General features: G+C 38.7%; 17 protein-coding genes. 8 read left to right on the top strand and 9 right to left on the bottom strand.

Translation table 11 applies throughout. From position 1 onward, the window contains the following. Positions 1–21 precede the first annotated feature (21 nt). Complete coding sequence (ileS, locus tag AC5JL8_RS05030; protein WP_495878769.1) at positions 22–2886, top strand: isoleucine--tRNA ligase; 2865 nt, start codon at positions 22–24, stop codon at positions 2884–2886. A gap of 54 nt (positions 2887–2940) precedes the next feature. On the opposite strand, the gene AC5JL8_RS05025 is transcribed toward ileS, so the two are convergent. Beyond that, positions 2941–3825, bottom strand: a complete 885-nt coding sequence (locus tag AC5JL8_RS05025) for a ParA family protein (protein ID WP_495878679.1) — start codon at positions 3823–3825, stop codon at positions 2941–2943. Positions 3826–4171: 346 nt separating this feature from the next. Here AC5JL8_RS05025 and AC5JL8_RS05020 point away from each other — a divergent pair, with 346 nt between their 5' ends. Both AC5JL8_RS05020 and AC5JL8_RS05015 read left to right on the top strand, forming a co-directional pair. Then, positions 4172–5536, top strand: a complete 1365-nt coding sequence (locus AC5JL8_RS05020; protein ID WP_495878678.1) for a ParA family protein — start codon at positions 4172–4174, stop codon at positions 5534–5536. Next, positions 5536–6267: a ParB N-terminal domain-containing protein gene (locus AC5JL8_RS05015; protein WP_495878677.1), complete on the top strand. Its 732-nt coding sequence runs from the start codon at positions 5536–5538 to the stop codon at positions 6265–6267. Before AC5JL8_RS05020 ends, AC5JL8_RS05015 begins: the two co-directional genes overlap by 1 nt. A 166-nt stretch (positions 6268–6433) precedes the next feature. On the opposite strand, the gene AC5JL8_RS05010 is transcribed toward AC5JL8_RS05015, so the two are convergent. The 3 genes from AC5JL8_RS05010 to AC5JL8_RS05000 form a co-directional block, all read right to left on the bottom strand. Continuing rightward, entirely contained in the window at positions 6434–7381 is a 948-nt protein-coding gene (locus tag AC5JL8_RS05010) for a glycosyltransferase family 2 protein (RefSeq protein ID WP_495878676.1), read from the bottom strand. Between the two features lie 58 nt (positions 7382–7439). Then, complete coding sequence (locus AC5JL8_RS05005; protein ID WP_495878675.1) at positions 7440–8210, bottom strand: glycosyltransferase family 2 protein; 771 nt, start codon at positions 8208–8210, stop codon at positions 7440–7442. Between the two features lie 216 nt (positions 8211–8426). Further along, positions 8427–9446, bottom strand: coding sequence for an Npun_R2821/Npun_R2822 family protein (locus tag AC5JL8_RS05000; RefSeq protein WP_495878674.1), 1020 nt, complete (start codon positions 9444–9446; stop codon positions 8427–8429). A gap of 467 nt (positions 9447–9913) precedes the next feature. Here AC5JL8_RS05000 and AC5JL8_RS04995 point away from each other — a divergent pair, with 467 nt between their 5' ends. Beyond that, on the top strand, positions 9914–11155 hold the full coding sequence (locus tag AC5JL8_RS04995; protein WP_495878673.1) for a glycosyltransferase family 4 protein: 1242 nt from the start codon (positions 9914–9916) through the stop codon (positions 11153–11155). 139 nt (positions 11156–11294) lie between these two features. Here AC5JL8_RS04995 and AC5JL8_RS04990 read toward each other — a convergent pair whose 3' ends face one another. From AC5JL8_RS04990 to AC5JL8_RS04980, 3 genes are all read right to left on the bottom strand, one after another. Then, on the bottom strand, positions 11295–11978 hold the full coding sequence (locus AC5JL8_RS04990) for a PEP-CTERM sorting domain-containing protein (protein ID WP_495878672.1): 684 nt from the start codon (positions 11976–11978) through the stop codon (positions 11295–11297). Positions 11979–12993: 1015 nt separating this feature from the next. Continuing rightward, positions 12994–14019, bottom strand: a complete 1026-nt coding sequence (locus tag AC5JL8_RS04985; RefSeq protein ID WP_495878671.1) for a hypothetical protein — start codon at positions 14017–14019, stop codon at positions 12994–12996. A gap of 10 nt (positions 14020–14029) precedes the next feature. Continuing rightward, positions 14030–14275: a hypothetical protein gene (locus AC5JL8_RS04980; RefSeq protein ID WP_495878670.1), complete on the bottom strand. Its 246-nt coding sequence runs from the start codon at positions 14273–14275 to the stop codon at positions 14030–14032. Positions 14276–14761: 486 nt separating this feature from the next. Here AC5JL8_RS04980 and AC5JL8_RS04975 point away from each other — a divergent pair, with 486 nt between their 5' ends. From AC5JL8_RS04975 to AC5JL8_RS04965, 3 genes are all read left to right on the top strand, one after another. Beyond that, positions 14762–15043, top strand: a complete 282-nt coding sequence (locus AC5JL8_RS04975) for a helix-turn-helix domain-containing protein (protein ID WP_495878669.1) — start codon at positions 14762–14764, stop codon at positions 15041–15043. Then, positions 15036–15341: a PAS domain-containing protein gene (locus AC5JL8_RS04970; RefSeq protein WP_495878668.1), complete on the top strand. Its 306-nt coding sequence runs from the start codon at positions 15036–15038 to the stop codon at positions 15339–15341. Before AC5JL8_RS04975 ends, AC5JL8_RS04970 begins: the two co-directional genes overlap by 8 nt. A gap of 115 nt (positions 15342–15456) precedes the next feature. Then, positions 15457–15588 carry a hypothetical protein gene (locus AC5JL8_RS04965; RefSeq protein ID WP_495878667.1) on the top strand — a complete coding sequence of 44 codons (132 nt, stop codon included), beginning with the start codon at positions 15457–15459 and terminating at the stop codon, positions 15586–15588. Positions 15589–15747: 159 nt separating this feature from the next. Here AC5JL8_RS04965 and AC5JL8_RS04960 read toward each other — a convergent pair whose 3' ends face one another. Continuing rightward, positions 15748–16215, bottom strand: coding sequence for an Hsp20/alpha crystallin family protein (locus AC5JL8_RS04960; RefSeq protein ID WP_495878666.1), 468 nt, complete (start codon positions 16213–16215; stop codon positions 15748–15750). Positions 16216–16568: 353 nt separating this feature from the next. Continuing rightward, a complete protein-coding gene (locus tag AC5JL8_RS04955; RefSeq protein WP_495878665.1) occupies positions 16569–17270 on the bottom strand; it encodes a rhomboid family intramembrane serine protease in 702 nt (233 codons plus the stop codon). Positions 17271–17390: 120 nt separating this feature from the next. On the opposite strand from AC5JL8_RS04955, the gene AC5JL8_RS04950 reads away from it, so the two are divergent. Continuing rightward, the gene (locus tag AC5JL8_RS04950; RefSeq protein WP_495878664.1) at positions 17391–19526 is read left to right on the top strand and encodes a tetratricopeptide repeat protein; all 2136 of its coding nucleotides are present in this window, start codon (positions 17391–17393) and stop codon (positions 19524–19526) included. The last annotated feature ends 68 nt before the right edge of the window (positions 19527–19594 follow it).

Here is a 19594-nt window from a genome sequence, read left to right as displayed (position 1 = left end):
ACTAATCTTAGGCATGAGACTGTGACAGAAGCAGGAAGTTACAAAGATACTGTAAATCTACCCAAAACGAACTTTGATATGCGGGCAAACGCGCTCAAGCGTGAGCCGGAAATCCAAAAATTTTGGGAAGAAAATAAAATTTACGATCGCCTCTCGCAAAATAACCCCGGCGAATTATTTATACTGCACGATGGGCCGCCCTACGCTAATGGCTCACTTCATACTGGTCATGCCTTAAATAAAATTCTCAAAGATATTATTAACCGCTACCAACTGCTAAGGGGGCGTAAGGTTCGTTATGTGCCTGGTTGGGACTGCCACGGCTTGCCAATTGAACTGAAAGTTTTGCAGAACATGAAGTCAGCAGAACGGCAAAATCTCACACCCTTACAACTGCGGCAGAAAGCGAAAGAATTTGCCCTAGCAACAGTAGATGACCAACGCCAAAGTTTTAAACGCTATGGTGTTTGGGGTGATTGGGATAACCCTTATCTGACTTTGAAGCCGGAATATGAAGCTGCTCAAATTGGTGTTTTCGGTCAGATGGTGTTAAAAGGTTACATCTATCGCGGTTTGAAGCCGGTTCACTGGAGTCCCAGTTCTAAGACTGCTTTAGCTGAAGCTGAGTTGGAATATCCAGAAGGGCACACTTCTCGCAGTATCTACGCTGCTTTTCCGGTCACTGGATTGTCAGAGTCTGCAAAACCACTGCTGGGAGAATATTTACCAGATTTGGGTGTCGCTATCTGGACAACTACGCCTTGGACAATTCCTGGTAACTTGGCTGTGGCGGTGAATGCAGACCTCAACTATGTTGTGGTAGAAGTCGCGCACAGTCATTTCAAATATCTCATCGTTGCAGCTGATTTGGTGGAAGGTTTAGCTTCTACTTTAGAAGTTGAACTAACAGTAAAAGCCACATTCAAAGGGAAAGATTTAGAACATATCACCTACCGTCATCCTTTATTTGACCGCGAAAGCCCGGTTGTTGTAGGTGGCGATTATATTACTACTGAGTCGGGTACGGGGTTGGTACACACTGCCCCTGGTCATGGTCAAGAAGACTACATTGTTGGTCAGCGCTATGGGTTACCTATCCTTGCACCAGTGGATGATAACGGTAATTTTACCGACGAGGCGGGACAATTTGCTGGGTTGAATGTGCTGGGTGATGGAAATCAGGCGGTAATTGATGCGTTAACTGCGGCTGGTTCCTTGCTGAAGGAAGAACCCTATCAACACAAATATCCTTACGACTGGCGGACGAAAAAGCCGACAATTTTCCGCGCTACTGAACAATGGTTCGCTTCGGTGGAAGGATTTAGAGAAGAAGCACTAAAAGCGATCGCCTCGGTAAAATGGATTCCAGCCCAAGGTGAAAATCGCATCACGCCAATGGTGGCGGAACGTTCTGATTGGTGTATCTCCCGTCAGCGGGCTTGGGGTGTGCCAATTCCCGTTTTCTACGATGAAGAAACTGGGGAACCACTGCTGACTGAAGAAACTATCAACCACGTCCAAGCTATTATCGCTGAAAAAAGTTCCGATGCTTGGTGGGAACTGTCGGTAGAGGAGTTGTTACCAGAACAATACCGCAATAATGGTCGGTCTTACCGCAGAGGTACTGACACAATGGATGTCTGGTTTGATTCTGGGTCATCTTGGGCAGCTGTAGCCAAGCAGCGTCCAGAATTGCGCTACCCCGCAGATATGTATCTAGAAGGTTCAGACCAGCATCGCGGTTGGTTCCAGTCAAGTTTGCTCACCAGTGTAGCGGTGAATGGCATCGCACCTTACAAAACTGTGCTGACTCACGGCTTTGTGCTGGATGAACAAGGGCGGAAGATGAGTAAGTCACTGGGGAATGTGGTCGATCCCCAAGTGATGATTGTCGGCGGTAAAGACCAGAAAAAAGAACCCCCCTATGGTGCTGACGTGTTGCGGTTGTGGGTGTCGTCGGTAGATTACACCTCTGATGTGCGTATAGGTAGCAACATCATCAAGCAGCTAAACGATGTTAGAGGTAAGATTCGCAATACAGCACGGTTCTTACTGGGTAGCTTGCATGACTTCGACCCAGAAAAGGATGCAGTACCTTTTGAGGAATTGCCAGAACTCGACAAATATATGCTGCACCGCATCACCGAGGTGTTTGGTGAAGTTACAGAAGCGTTTGAAAGTTTCCAATTCTTCCGCTTTTTCCAAACAGTGCAGAATTTCTGCGTTGTGGATTTATCCAACTTTTATCTCGATACTGCCAAGGATAGACTCTACATCAGTACGCCGAATGGTTTCCGCCGTCGCAGTTGTCAAACAGTGCTGAAGATAGCTTTAGAGAATTTAGCACGAGCGATCGCACCAGTGTTATGCCACACCGCCGAAGACATTTGGCAACATCTCCCTTACAAAACGCCTTACAAATCGGTATTTGAATCCGGTTGGGTGCAGTTAGACCAGAAGTGGCATAATCCGAAGTTGGTAGAATTCTGGCAACAAATCCGGCAAATCCGTACTGAGGTTAATAAAGTGCTAGAGCAAGCTAGGGTAGAAAAATTAATTGGTTCTTCCCTAGAGGCAAAAGTCTTGCTATATATCAATGATGAGCAATTACGCTCTTCTGTAAAAGCACTGAATCCTGCTATTGGTAACGGTATTGATGAACTCCGCTATCTGTTTATTACTTCTCAGGTAGAAGTCTTGGATACCCCAGAAGCACTGCAAGGATTGAAGTACAATTTGCAGTCAGATAGCTGGGGAATTGGTGTAGTGAATGCAGATGGGGAGAAGTGCGATCGCTGTTGGAACTACTCCATCCACGTGGGAGAATCAAAAGAACATCCCCTACTTTGCGAACGGTGTGTTGCAGCCTTAGCAGGAGAGTTTTAAAAATTAGCCGTGAGGAGTGAAGAAAATAACTCTTAACTCCTCACTCAGCACTGACTATAACTTCTGCAACAACTCTTGAGTTAACTGAAGAAATGCTTTTGAACCAGGAGATTGAGGACTCATTAAAACAGCCGGCATAAAACTATCAACAGCCTTAGCCACATTTACATCAACTGGAATTTGGTTCTTACAAATTTTATCTACGCCAAAATCTTCAACAACGCGATGCATGACTTGTTTATAGTATCTGCCAGTGAGGAGATTTGCACTCGACATACTGAATACAATACCCAGCATTTTTATATTGATTTTTGCTTCATGTTCGTGGCTGTCTTTTAATTGCCCAATGCGTCTTTCCAGCAGTTGAATACCTACTACAGATAAAGGTTCTGGTTTGGCAGGAAGTATATAAAAATCACTGCAAGCTAAAGCGCTACGAGTCATGAGATTGTAACCAGGCGCACAATCCAAAAGGATAAAATCATACTCTTGGCGAACTGGTTTTAAGATGTTATTAATTAACACCCTTTCAAAGCGGTTCCAAACAGTTTCAAAATCCTGCTCACCCAACGCAACAGATTGTTGATGCAGCATTTCTGAAACAACAAATTCATCATATAAATCGATATCTCCTGGCAATAAATCCAGCCCTGGCTGGTTACAAACCTGAGACTGAACAATATCCTGAATTGTTTGTGTGGCGTTTGGTTCCGGAGTGATAACTTGGTCTATCAGATATCTAAACGTCTTTCTATTTTTGCGACGCTTGGCAAATTCCAAAGGCGACATTAGACTGAGTGTGGCACTAATTTGGCTGTCTAAGTCCAGAACAAGCACCCGCTTGCCATAATTCTTAGCTAAACAAGTTGCTAAATTGACAGTGAGGGTAGTTTTACCGACACCACCTTTCATATTTGCAGTTGCAATTACATATCCCATTGGTTAATTCCTCCGATGACGCATTCCCATCTAGGTAGCGTACACCTTTGCTAATATAGTGAAACTTTTGCTAAATTTAATATTTTTCCCAACTGGCAAGAGTGATGTAAGCGATATTTCCTCGATTGAAGCAGTCAGATTATAGCAGTCCCGGATGCTTTATTGAGGTATAAGTGTATAAACCTCTGCAAGGTAGCTACTTCATCAGTGAAAATACTATTAAAAATCACATTTATTAACAACAATTTAAGTAATATCTATTACTTAAAATATCTCGACCCATGCCATAATCACGCAGTTATCAGGCTCTATTCAACAAGTGTAATTTTTTAGAGGTAGAAACATATTGTCTTTTAATCCTGAGCTGTGTCGTAACGAAAGCGAAGTTGAAAGTAAACTCATAGTGCAATATTTGCTACCACAGCTAGGATATACTCCTGATACCTGGCATCAAGAAGTTGCCGTTGGTAGCATCCGTTTAGATTTCTTAGCATTTGCGGCACAAGTGGTTCCCTTTGTTTTAGATGCCAACTCACCGCTGAGTGTGGTTATGGAAGCAAAGCACCCTAAACAAAACTTAAATAATCATGTCCCTCGGCTTAGGCATTATTTAACGAGCCTAAATGTGAGATATGGATTATTAACTAATGGTAAGGAAATCCGAATTTATAAAAAATTATCTTATGATGTTCAGCTAGTTTTTCAGTGTTCTGGTAATGAAGTTGAAACGAAAATAGAGGAAATTACAAGGTTAATTGGTAGGGAAATCCTAAAAGCAGAACAATCAAAAGTTAATTCAGAAATGCCAATAATTGAAAAAAATCCCCTTGTTCAAATTAAGAGGCAACATTCAATGAAAATAATCGCAGTTTACCATAACAAAGGTGGAGTAGGTAAAACAACTACTGTAGTTAATCTAGCTGCTGCTATCAGAAAGAAGGGTAAAAGAGTTCTAGTTATTGACCTTGATAGCCAAGCTAACACTACATTTGCCACAGGTTTAGTTAAATTTGATGATGAAGAATTTGATGATATCAAAGATTCTAATATTTTCCATATATTGCAATCAGAGGATTTTTATTCAATTTCAGAGGTAGCAAGGAAGTCTAATTTTAGCGATCCAGAAATTCATGTTGTTCCTGCACACATTGATTTAATGAAAAATGAAACTGATTTGAATGCTCTTGATTATAGTAGGTTGATATTAATTGACAAACTGGAAGAGGTAAATGATAAATATGATGTTGTACTCATTGATACTCCACCTTCTTTAAATCTTTACGCAAGAATTGCATTAATAGCAGCAGATTATCTTATTATCCCTTCTGATCTAAAACCATTTGCCAATCAAGGATTAACCAATGTAAAAGAGTTTATAAAAACTGTAAACGGATTTAGGAAGCAAATCAAAAAACCACCAATTGAAATATTAGGTGTCCTAGCTTGTAAAATATCTACGAATGCTAGATTTGTACAATCAACTTTAAAAAATAGAATAGAAAAAATTTCAAAACGTTACGATATTAACGTTATGGATACTGTGATTTACGAAAGAGATGATCTAGCAAAGTGCGCTGAAAAATTTTTGATTATTGGAGATATGGAAGTTGCCGATCCTGTTTCTGTAATTGATTTTAAACCTGATTCAACTGCCGCACAAGAATTTGAGTTACTAGCAATAGAAGTTTTACAAAAGATAGGGTTGGCTTAATGAAATTATCTACATCACTTGTTGCTGTCAAAAAAATTACCTCTAGTAAGCCTCGTTCAACTTTTGCAGAAGATGATATAGAAAAGGCTGCGAAATTAATCTTAGAGTCTGAAGGAGTTATTAACCCTATAGTGATTCGTAGAACTAGCCTACAATCATACGAGGTAATCAATGGAGACTTTGAATATTATGCTGCAACCAGAGCTAGAGAAATAGACCCTCGTAAAGGCGAGATGATAGGGGTATTTATTATTGAACCTGAAAATGAGGGTATTTTAACGAAGCAAGTTCAAGTATTTAGAAAATCAAAGGATGATAATTCAAAAGAAGTAAGCTTCACCTCAAAAGATTTAGAAAAATTCTTAACCAATTTAGAATCACGTTTTGAAAAGCTCACTAAGCAACTATTGGAAGAATCAACTGCTAAGGTAAAGTTAGAAACTGAAAACAAGGAGCTTAAAAAACGTTTGGCTGATAAAGTTGAACCTTTAGAAGCGTTCAAAAAATTGAATGTAGACAGAATTGTTAAAAAATTACTGAATGCTGGCTTTAATTCAAAAAGAGCTAATCAGATAGCAGCAGCAGTAGTAAATGAACGCCAAAAAGAAGACTTTAAATCTTTAGATGACGTGATAGAGAGAGTTAAAGTTCCACATGGCAAGAATATGCAGAAAGGTATAAGTGTCAAAAAAATGCTTGATATCATAGAAAGTTTAAACGTAGAAGATTAGTTTACTGAATAAGCGATCGCGCTCTTATCCATTAGTTTAACTATTGGTACAATTTTCTTGATGAGTCAGTTAAGGTCTAACTCAAATTACCAGCCTACTCCAACTATTCCAAAAAGTAGGTAATTTATGTAATTCTCGTTTTTCTTTGCGCCTTTGCGTGAAGCATTTATCCCTGCACCCTACGCAACGCATTAAATGCTTTATCTCTCAATCCAATTGGCAAAAACGATAAGCCTAAACCAGTCCACGCTTTAGTATTTGAAAAAGACTTACCCGCCAAAACTAGCTCTCTTCCTGATTGAACTTCACCTTTTTCAATTAGACGCAAACCTAATATTAACTGAGCTTCAGCAAGCCGATTTTTCCTAACAGACTCTAATTTATGTGATTCAAATTTATAACTTTCTAAATACTTAACTTTATCAACTAAATAAGGAATTGCTCGATTAATACCTTGCTGTTCTGCATGGCAGCGATATTCCATCAACAATTCTGGTAAATAATAGCCTTTTTTCCCAGCCAAAGCCAGACGCACAAATAAATCATTATCTTCACAATTTTGCCAATTAGGGAGCATAAATCCCAATTCTTGCAAAGTTTGCCGACGAAATAGAGTTGCCCCTATTTGAAAACTTTGCCGAATAAAAACAACTTCTAGTAAATTATTAACAATACCTGCTGGTAAGTTTTTCCTACCCCATCGAGCAGAATTATCTTGAGTTTTATCCTGCTGCCGGATATTATTAATATCAATTATCCAATGGTCTGTGCCAACGAAATCAATATTAAACTCTTGATCAAGAATAGCAGAAGTACGTGCTAAAAAATCAGGTGTGAGTCTATCGTCATCATCAAATTTAATAAAATATTCACCACTGGCAGCCTCAAAACCAGAGCGCATATTATTGCTTTTACCAATATTTTCTGGATGACGGATATATTTAATGCGGTTGTCTGTATACTGTGACATTAACTCAGATGTACCGTCACTAGAGCCATCATCACAAACAATTAATTCAAAGTCTTGGTAACTCTGATTGAGTACACTTTCAATAGCAAAGTGCAGAATGTTAGCACGATTAAAAGTAGGAATACAAACGCTAACTTTATACATTATTTTAATGCTCTTGTTTTGAGCATTATTATATGAGCTTATTTAATTTTTTGCTAATTTATAATCCAAAATCATCACGTAGTGAGTTAGTTAACCATCGATAATCAAATAAAGATTTGACTCTTAAAAATTTAACTTTAAGAGGAATTTTGCCATTTTTATTCTCAACCCCATAATATATATTTTCACCATGATTTACATAGTAAACAGCACCGATAAAAGGTAGTGTCTCTATTATTAATCCTTTTTTAGACAGTGTATATGCTATTTCTCTGTGATTATAGTAATTGTATATGATATTTGTGTATTGCTCATAGTCTACGTCTTCTAAATATTGGGGTATATCATACAAATCATATTTGACAATATTGCTTGTTCCGCAGTACCTGTCAAATCCTTTTCTCATAATACGTATGAGTCTACTTCCGTCAGAATAAATGTAGCCTTTTTTGATCAACCATCCACAGCTATGAGGATTACAACTTACAAACTCTGCTAAATGTTTACTCACACAATCATCAGCATCAACACACATAATGTGTGAAGGATTGAAATTCCTAGCATAGATTAATCCAGTTAAAATTTTGCGTGTTCTGTCTAATTCTTTACTTTTATAATCCGATCCTGGTAATGAAAAATCATGCTCAATATACGTGATATGAGGATGCTCAAATTCAATATTAGGTTTTTCATTGCAAACAACAATAACTCTAAATTTATTTGTAGTCTGGTTGCAAATTGATTTTACACATCTTTCAAATAAGCCAGATACAGCTTTCCAGGATTTAGAAATGCGTTTGCTTTTGAGTGGAATAATAAAAACAAGCATTTTGATTATCCTAATTTACTAAAATTTTTCAATGTCAAATTTAGCCTTTTTACAAACTTATAGGTAGGAAGCTGTAAAAAGACATAATTATGTAACAGAAGTCAAGCGACTTAAAAGCCTTTTCCTTTCTGGTATCTGCGTTGGCTTAAAAATAAAATTTTACATTTTACTTAATATTTATTGAAACTTGGATTGTACATTATTTACAACAAGAAATCATGATATAACAGTTTTAAATTTCCGGGATATTTTTTGTAGAAAACGATTAGTTTGTGAAGTAATACTAGGCGGTTTTAACTGTTTTGGTCTTTGTTCTGGTTGTCTCAGAAAACGATAATGCAAAAATTCATCTCTGTAGCGTATGTTCACATCTTCGCCTTGGCATAAACGAGAAAAATCGCTAGACGAATAACTCATGTAATGAATCCGATGAATTGGTTTTAATCCATCTTGGTTATAGAGAACATTATTAATATTCACAAAAGAATCCGCATTAGCACAGTTACCAGTTCTATCTTGACCATTAGGGCTGAGTGTAAAGTTAAATATTGGGTGGTTACCATATAAGGTTATATAACTGAATAAACCAGAACTAGACCACCAAGAACTCGCACGAATCCATTCAGACTCGTGCTTTTCAATCCATCGCTCTTTCAAAAAATTTAAATCTTCGCTTCCAAAAAGGAATTGTTTAGAGCCAAAAAAACTATCACAATGAATTTTGGGACGTAAATCAGCTTCTGTGAACTGTGTGACACTCTCAATTGCATCAATATTTAGTTCGGTGTAAGCTCTAGGTTTAGCGTGTTCCCAATCATTAAATACTAGATCATAATTGTCCAGCTTTTCAAATATGTCATCAATTGGCTTCATTGCTAGGCTGTCAGCATCATAAAAGACAAATCTCTTAAAATCGCCATTAAAAGCTGCAAATTTCCTATGTACGAAGCCTTTATACCAACCAGGGCGAGTTAATTTTGAATCATTTGCCCTTGGGTGAGTATCCCAAAGCTGATTTACAAATTTGTCCCAGCATCTAATTGCTTCCCAATTTTCAAAAAGTGTGACATTATTTCTAGATTTCAGTTCCTGCTTAACTAAGTCTAATTGCTCATTATAAGGAATCACACAAACAGGAATATCTCGTCCAACATTCACCTCAATACTATTTAGCAAAGCAACCAATTGGTCATAGACTACATCGTTAGCCAGGGTGTAAATACCGAAATCCTTCATTTTGTTAAGTCCTTTCGTCTCCAATTATTTAGTAACTCAAATAACTAGGTTTATCTTTTATTTACTACTATCGGATTTTTTCAATTTAGTTAACCTTTAAATCTGAGATTCGATATTTTATTTTCTTTTTCACAGGTAAATATTAAATTAAGCTCATCCCATCCTTAATAGCAGTTGCCTTACTACTAAATTTTTCATAGAGTATTTAAGAACATTTAATTAACTTATATACTTTAGCTAAGTTTACATCTTGCCATACAAATTCCCAGAAAAACAATAGTTCTTCTGGGATATACCATAAATTCATGATGTTAGAAGTCAATCAGTATCTAGCTTCTTATTTGCTTTAATTTATGAAAACTTTATAAAACCTATATAAGGGATATTCATGATGACAACAAGCGTTGGCAGAAGCCATTGTATATATATCACCGCTTGATTTCGTATAATTCCTAGAGATAATTTGTATGAATATCTTAATGCTATCTTCTACGTTTCCCTACCCACCAACGCGAGGGGGAACACAAGTGAGGACGTTTAATTTACTTAAGTACTTAAGCCAACGCCATACTGTTACCCTCGTGACTCAACGCGATGGCTACGGAGGGTTGGGCGATCGCAATGTCACGGATGCAGAAATAGCAGGATTGCAAGATTGTGTGGATCGTCTAGTGATTTTTGAACGTCCTTTAGATTCGGGAACTTCCGCAGGAATATTCCAGAAAATGCAGCGCTTTAGTTCATTTTTGCAACAGGGGACACCACCAAGTGTACTCAACCGCTATTCAAGTGAAATGCAAGAATGGATTGATAACGTTGTACAGGCGGGAAAATATGATGTTATTACCTGCGAACATAGCGTTAATGAGATTTATGTGCGCCCTCATTTTCAGCAACAGCTAAAAACCATAGTTAATATTCATAGCTCTGTATACGGTACTTGTCGCAATCAGCTAGCAACTGGTATTTCCGAAAATACCCTGAGAGATAAAATTAGTCTGCCGCTTTTACGCCGTTATGAGCAAAGCTACTGCTCAAAATTTTCTGCAATTGTGGTGACAACACAAGAAGATAAAAATCAGATCCAAGAATTCAACCCCAACAGTGAAATCACTGTCATTCCTAATGGCGTAGATTTAGTTTCTTTTCCCAACCGCACTGCCGATCTGGGGGGACATCGCTTAATTTTTATCGGCGCAATGGATAATTTAGCAAACATTGATGCGGTGTGCTTCTTTAGCAAACAAGTGTTGCCAGCGATTCAGAAATCTTATCCCGATACAACTTTTGAGATTGTTGGTTCTCATCCTGCACCGGAAGTTTTAGCACTTAAACAACAACCAGGTATTACTGTTACTGGGCGTGTACCTTCAATGGTGGAATACTTACACAAATCAACTGTCTGCGTTGTGCCGATGCGGACAGGTTTTGGAATTAAAAATAAAACTCTAGAAGCAATGGCAGCTGGTGTGCCTATAGTTGCCAGCGATCGCGGTTTAGAAGGGCTAGCAGTAGATGGTGCTGGTATACCACTACGAGCATTACGAGCAAATGAACCGGCAGAGTATGTCATTGCTATTAGTCAACTATTTGATCACCCAGAACTACGAGATAAGTTGTCTCGTAATGGTAGGCAATTAGTAGAAACAGAATTTACATGGGATATCGCTGGGCAACATTATGAACAAGTTTGTCTTGGAAGTAGATAGTACAGCTCATATAAAATACGAAGGATGAATTTTTAGACTTTATAATTCATCCTTATTATCAAATAATTATCAGTGCGATATAATAATCATTCAGCACTTGAAAGTTTTCAATTACACTGTGAGTAATTGAAAACTTTGATTAAGCTACTGCTTTTTCTTTATTCTGCTTCTTAGCATATTTCTTTTTCAAGGCAGCTCCTAATCCTAAGGCTGTTGCTGAACCTAAGATAGTCAATGGTTCGGGAACTGCTTCAGCAGTTAGTGAGAATGAACCATTTTGTTTGATTTGGTTCACAGTCAATAGCCCTTCACCTAGCACGGAATCACCTTTTCTAAAGTATCCAGTGAATGATGGAAGCACACCGTAAGCAGATTTTGTAGATGTACTAGTCAAGGATGTTTTTATGACATTTAAGGGATTCTGTATATCAAAAATCAGTCCATCACTAAATTTAATGAATGGATTTGTTGCACTTCCTATGTAATTAGCTATTGATCCTGTTGCTGTTGTAGTAGGTGTTCCATTGAGAGTTAGATCAATATCAGATATGCTTACAATTTGCCCTGTGTAACTAGCAAAAAAGCCTGTTGATGATGCCGTAACTTTAGAGTCTACTATGGGTTTTGTCCCTGGGGTACTAAATTTAATTGTGTCTGTAGCCGCTGGCGTTTTCTCAGGCCCGTTAGCAAAGTAACCACTTCCAGCAACGTTGAGTATTCCATTAATCGATACTGCTTGAGCTGGTGACACATTTAGGGTGCTACTTAAAGCAAATGCACCACAAGTTAAAGCTATTCCACAAGCTATAGTTTTGAAATTCATGTCTTTCTCACAAAATTAAGAATCTTTTGACTTGCACCATCTACAATTTTTCCTAATGGCTTGCAGGCATTAGGAATGACAAATATAAATTCCATTATTTATATTTGCTTTCGCTACTAATAAACATGGACATCTTTGCTTTAATCTTCGTAGATATTCTTTCATTATCTAAGTGTTTATTCTGAAATGGCATAAAGGCTTTATAAAAGCTATACAATAATGTATAAATTTCAGATAAAGTATTTTTTATACGCTTAATTATGTTTGGTGCTTTAAATAGCAGGCTTGTTTTATAAAGTAACTTTTCATAAATAGATGTGAGTTTGATGCATTATAATTTTGACCTCTCTCTAAACCTCTCTCCTACAAGGCTACGGTGTACACACAAGTCTTTGAGAGTTGTCCCACAGGCTTTTGATCCCCCCAACCCCCCTTTCCAAGGGGGGCTAAAATCCCTCAAAGTCCTCCAATTTATCGGAGGATAATGACGGATCTACAATGATTTCGGTTTAGTACAGAGATGTGTGTACACCGTAGCCTGCGAGGAGAGGGAGGTTGGGTGGGAGAGGTTTGTCGAATTCATGTTAAATAAAGTCTTTACAAATGCAGGGTTAGGAATGATATCGTGTTCGGTTAAAGACTTATCATTAAGACCGCAGGGAGCAGGGGAAGAAAGGGTTTTTACGTTTTTGCACAGATGCGGGAATTATAACTAATTATCCGAACTTGATATGACGTGGCCACACGGAGAATTAATCCAAGTAATTTCTCCGTGTCGCCCTTCGGGGTGACGCTCGTTCCTCGCTCTAAGCGAAGCTATGCCGGAGGCTTTACACTGCGCTCAGGTCAGTCGCTCAGGGGGAAACCTTACTAAGAGCGCTGTCTCACCGTGTCCGTCTCTAGCCGTCGATATTGTTGGCAGGCTACTGGTACAAGATATGGAATCTGATGGTTGTCTAAAAGCAAATCATTTTCCGAATCAGATGTAGATGCTTACTGAATAAACACAGATGTTTTAGCCTGGACTTTTCTCCAGCATCAAATTGGTATCCCAAGTATACAGACCGACTTTTTCAGGAACTCTAGAGAATCGCCCTGTTCGATAACCCCTCGATAATTCATTCAGTACCTTGCTTTTAATTTCTCTAACTTCCTCAGAATCTAGTTCACCATAAAGTCCACTGATAACTTCCGCTACTGTAAAAATTTTTCCCGAATTTTGCTTTAAGAGAGAGGAGATGGCATCAATTAAAAATTGACCCTCAAATATTCTAAGCATCGGTACTATTTTTGTCTTAGGAAGTATCAGAGGTTTCTTTTGTTTCTGTTTGAGAGTCTTTGAGCGACTATTACTTGACGTTAACAAACTTAAATCCAGAGTATAACAACCAGGTTCGTCGGGAATAGCAAACCAGCTACTCCTCTCCTTACCCTGTGTCAGTGAGGATTGGACTCTACCTTTAACTACTTTGAAGATAGACGGCTCTAACTCTCCATAAAGCGATCGCACTATAAAATCTATATGACACACGGTGCCACTATGTTCTTGCAATAGCTTTTTGATCGCTTCCATCCGAGTCAGAGTGTTTTGATACTCCGGTAGCATCGGGATGTCTGTACCCTTGATTGAGTTATCTCTGTCTTCAGGGATGGTTTCTATAATAGGGGTTGTAATTACAGGTTCGTACTCGTTTGTATCCGTCGCCGCAGATGAGGAATTATCTATCTCCAAGTTGTCTGAGTCTTGGAGTTCAGACTGACTAGACTCCACTAAATCAATAGCCGAAATGCCATCAGACGATAATGTTTCTTGCGGGGGAGAACTAAGTGTCTCATGAGCCACATCAACTGTTAAAAGCTGGCTGTTATTATCTGATGCTGACCAATGAGACAACAAAGCTTCTACATGATTGAGCTGCGATCGCGCCTGCGTGTATAAGCTTTCGTACTCTTCTACCATGCGAGCATAGTAGTCTCGTAATTCCAACAATGGAGAGAGGAAAGTGCCGGGAGGTGGTTCTAACTGTCCCTTGAGAGTCATAAGGCTTCAATCAATCCAAATCAGTGTTGCTTTTGTAAGACATCGGTCTAGGTTTTGCTTTTCTAGCTTGCTGTTGTGGTTTTTTTGGCGCTTGGGGAGGGCGACATTGCTCACAATATAACGGTCGAGGCCCGAAAGTCTCGCGTTTTGTTGTCTCATTACACTGCTTACAGACAAAGTGAAAAACACGAGTGTGAATCTCTCTTTTATGTGCTCTGACAGTATATTCTCTAACGTCAACTAACTTACTAACCATAATAACGAGTTGTGAATTTCCGTCTTATCAATATAGCTATTCAACCAAATGAAATTACATCAGTGTGTATCAACTTGCCATTTTTGTTGAAATTGTCCCTTTTTTGCCTATAAAGTAGGATGTTTACAACTTTCTACCTCAGAGGTGCTGTTATAACAAAAATTTCATTTAGTTGGTGAACAAAAATTATCTGCCATACAAGCAAGATTTTGGCTCTAAACTGCTTCATATCCTATTTAGGTCTGTTGTATCTTGGTGCAAAATTTCACCTTGAAACATTATTCTTTCATAGCAATGCCGTTTGATGCTAGCCAAATGACCAGCCTACTAGATATTAAAAGCTATGCTCACTAAATGTTTAAGCATAATTTACATTTGGTGTACCTTTGCTCTCTCCACCTCGTATAACTTATGATAGATTTTGCGATAGTTATAGCAGATGCTATAGTCAAATATCTAATTAAAAATTAAAAGTAAAATTGCTTTATGCCTGAAAACGAACAGTTAGAGGTTGCACATTTAATTTTTGAGACTCGGCAGCGCCTCAAACTTTCACAGGTTAAATTGGCAGCAATGCTAGGGGTTTCGTTCCACAGTATCAACCGTTGGGAAAACGGACGGGTGCGACCTTCTCCATTGGCTATGAAACAGATTGAAGAGCTACTACACCAGATGGGCGACCCTGGTGAGGATCTGTTAGCCAAGTATTTTCAACTAAGAGGAGCAGAAACTGTGACTACTGAAGTTAGGCAAACTATGGTTGAATGAGGCCTTAGCCGAGATTAATGGTCTGCCTCAAGAAGCTCATATTGGTAAGACTGTCGCTGAACTGCTACCTGGAGTAGGCGCGGAAATTATGGAAGCTTTTCGTCATGTGGCGATGACAAAAGAATCGATTGTTGCTCAAGAAGCGAGTGATGAAACACCTACAGTACCAGGCCAGCAGCGATATTGGTCAGTTAATTACTACCCGATTCAACAGCGTTTTTTGGCTCGAGCTAGTGGTATTTTAGCTTCATCACGGAACTATCAAACAACATTAACCCCGCATTTCTCACAAGCTTGAGGGGCAGAGGGGCAGAGGGGAAAGTACAGACGCGATTGATCGCTTCTTATACAATAACTCTCCCCTGCACAAGCGCAGGCTTTGAGAGATGTGGTGAGAAATCCGGGTAACTAGTTTGGCGCGGTTGACAGTGCCGGAAATAGCTGATTGGTGTATAATCGATATCATTTGTGGTAATCAATCAGTACACGGGGTTGCAGCAGCCCATGCCGACCCGTCGAAACAGGAATTGGTAGAACAAAGATAATTAGCAACTTACTCCAGTGCAAACATCAAGAATGAAGGATGAAGGGTAAAGCATGAAGTCTCAAGCATTCCTCACGGATTCATCCGTGGACTGGAAAAACCTTGCTGTATCTTTGCGTTCCTCCAGGCATAAAACTTTTACCCTTCATCCTTTCTTTGATTAACCGATGTTAACCTTAACCACTTTTTGTCTTTCTGATTCTGCCTTGGGCAAAATCAATCTGAGGATGCCGTCTTTGTATTCAGCTTTAACTTGGTCGTTTTGAATCCGAGAGGATAAGGGAATCACCCGTTGGAATTTGCCATAGCGGAACTCAGAGCGAGTTACACCATTTTCTTCGGTCTTAGTTTCAGACTTACGTTCACCGCTAATAGAAACTGATTCGGGAGTTACTTCTAAATTGATATCTTTTGCTTCTAGACCAGGTACTTCTAGTCTAAGATGTATTGCGTCATCAGTTTCTTCCATTTCGGCAGCAGGAACGAAGTTGAGTCCAATACTTTCACCATCATGGGTTGGTATCAATCTGTCAAACAAGCGATTCATTTGCCGCTGTAAAGTGTCAATGTCGCGGAATGGTTCTAAGCGTTCAATATCGCGGAATGGATCCCAACGAATCAGTGCCATACTATCACCTCTAAGATGCAATCTTTGGACTTAGGAGGCTCAATCTCAAGCTTTCTAGCTTGCAGAAAACTAGTATGTTTTCTTGACGAACCTTTAACTTCCAAAAGCTTAATCTCAAGCTTCCTAGTTAACACACTAAAACAACGTTAAACTTCAATTGGTTCGGTTTTATAACAAAGAATTATAGCAATAACCGTACCGTCTTGTAAGGTTGAAGATTGGTTATAGCCCCAACAGAGGAGATATAGTAAAAGCGATGTGGGATGGTGTAAGATTTGAGATTTCAATCAGAACACTACCAGATTCAGCTATTAATACTAATTCTTCAAAATAAGGCTACTATGTTCACCTACTTATCGTTTATTAAACCGCATGAATACTGCACCTATAAATAATCCTGCCGCCTGTGCCCAGTAAGCTATGCTAGGTTGATTAATACCAACAGGGGGAATATTTAAACTGCCAATGCCATAAAATAACTGCTGTATAAACCACCAAAATAGATAAAAATAAGCTGGTAGTTCGGCAGGTATATATAGGATTAACAAGGGGATAATAGTGTCGATTTTGGCTTTAGGAAACTTCATAACATATGCCCCTAAAATAGATGCGATCGCACCATTTGCCCCAATCAATGGTACTGTCAAGCTAGGTTCAACTAATATTTGTATTATCCCTGTCAAGATGCCGCTACCCAAGTAAAATCCTAAATAGCGCCTATGTCCGAGAATGTTTTCTACAGTTCTGCCAAAAACCCATAAAAATAGCAAATTTCCTAAGATTTGGCTAAAACTGCCGTGCAGAAACATCCCCACAAGCAAGGAAATCAAACGCCAACATACAACTATCCAAGCTGCTGGGTTAAAAAAGAGGGCATTTGTAATTGCTGTGCTAATCTGCGCTGGTATCACACCCCAACTGTGGATAAAATAGCTTAGTTGATCGCTAAACCCTAGTTGGAGTTCCCATAAGAATAAGGCAATATTAATCCCAATTAGCCAGTAATTAATAATTGGTTGATGCCGAATACGGATATTATCACTAATAGGAATCATTTTGATTGATTATTAGTCATTAGTAGTGTAGTGTTCTTGTCCCTTGATCGCCCCTGAATCCGGTTCCCCTGTGGCAAGATTGAAATCAGATAACATCGCACTCAACTCTAGGCAAACCAGATGCTGGGAAACACACTTGTTGGAAGATACCAAATTATTAGCCACTTGGGAGGTGGGGGATTTGGTGAAACCTTTGTGGCTTGTGATACTCAATTGCCGGGAACGCCTCAATGTGTTGTCAAGAAACTGAAGCCTCAAGCAAATGACCCAGTAACTTTGGAGACAGCTAGACGTTTATTTGATACGGAAGCTAAAGTTTTATATAAATTAGGCACTCATGATTACATTCCTCAACTTTTAGCCTACTTCGAGGAAGATGCAGAATTCTATCTCGTACAAGAATTTATTGAGGGTCATGACCTGAGTAAAGAATTAACACCAGGGAAAACTCTAAGCCAAGATGATGTCATTTCCTTGTTGATAGAAATCCTCAAAATTTTAGAGTTTGTCCATCAACAGAAGGTAATTCACCGCGATGTCAATCCGCGTAATTTACTCAGACGCCAGCAAGATGGCAAATTAATTTTAATTGACTTTGGTGCAGTTAAACAAATTACTACTCAGGTGATTACGCCTCAAGGCCAAACAAAATCTACGGTTGCTATAGGTACTCCTGGATATATTCCTGGAGAACAAGCGCAAGGTAATCCAAAATTTAGCAGTGATATCTATGCAGTGGGGATAATTGCTATCCAAGCTCTTACTGGATTATCTCCTGAACAATTAGATAAAGATGCCGATACTCATGAAATTATTTGGCAAAGCCACACCAAAGTAACGCCAGAATTTGCCAAAATTTTAGACAAAATGGTATGTTATGATTTCCGACAACGCTACGCTTCGGCAACGATCGCCTTACAAGCCCTGAAGGAGTTAACGCAGCCATCCTCTAGCACAGTAGCGTTGGTTTCTGCGTTGACCTTCAATAAGCTCAAAAATCATAAACCTCAAAAAAAGTTAATTTCTAAAGTTTTATCAGCGCTATTTATCATAGGTTTAAGTGGAACAGCTTGTATATATATTCTAGATAGCATCCATACGAGCAATGCTACAGAATTATATAAGCAAGGAAATACACTTTTAGATCTGCAACGCTATCAAGATGCACTAGTAGCATATGAAAAGGCAGTTAATATTAGACCTAGTTATGCTCAAGGATGGAATGGGCAAGGCAAAGCGCTGTCTGAGTTAAAACAATATAAACAAGCACTAGCAGCCTACGATAAAGCAATTCAAATTGAGCCAGATTATTTAGAAGCTTGGAGTGGACGAGGCTTTGTATTAGAAAAATTGCAGCGATATCAAGAAGCGATCGCTTCTTTTGATAAAGCTCTACAATTAGAAAATAATTATCCAGAAGTCTGGAACGCTAAAGGTGAAGCCTTAAGTAATTTAAGACAATACGAAAATGCAATTAAAGCATACGATCAAGCAATTGAATTAAAAGAAGATTATTACGATGCTTGGTACAATAAAGGTTTAGCGCTGCATGATTTAAAACGTTATGAAGATGCGATCGCAGCATATGACAAAGCTATAGAATTAAAACCAGACTATGAAGCAGTATGGTATAATCGCGGCAATGCATTAGTTAATTTACGACGCTACGAAGATGCCTTTGTAGCTTATGATAAAGCAGTACAATACAAATCAAATTATTATCCAGCTTGGTTATCTAGAGGTAATGTACTCATCAATCTACGCCGCTATCCAGAAGCAATCGAATCTTTTAATCAGGTAATTAAATATGATTCTGACAATTACCAAGCATGGTATAGCCGTGGCTGGGCAATGCATCAAAGCCAACGCTATGAAGAAGCAATTGAATCTTATAATAAAGCCATATCATTAAGGCGAAACGATTATCAATTTTGGTACAATTTGGGAAATTCACAGTTTAATTTACAAAAATACCAAGAGGCGATCGCATCCTACAATAGAGCAGTTCGTTACAAGAGCGATCATTACGAAAGCTGGTATAGTAGAGGCAATGCTTTAGTGAATTTGAAACGTTATAGAGATGCGATCGCATCTTATGATCAAGCAATTAAATATAAGCCTGATTACCAACAAGCAATAGACGCTCGCAAGCAAGCGCAGAATCAACTGGACAATCAAATATCAAAGCCTATAGTCGTACCTACCATCCCAATTCTTATTCCTAATTCTGCTACTCCTACTCAGCCACCACAGTAATAAAAAATTAAAATCCAATATGAAAAAAGTTTCAAGCCGAAACACGTGTTTCGGCTTGGGTATCCTTG

This window comes from Mojavia sp. (assembly GCF_059505145.1).
This window is presented reverse-complemented; position numbering and strand designations above follow the sequence as displayed.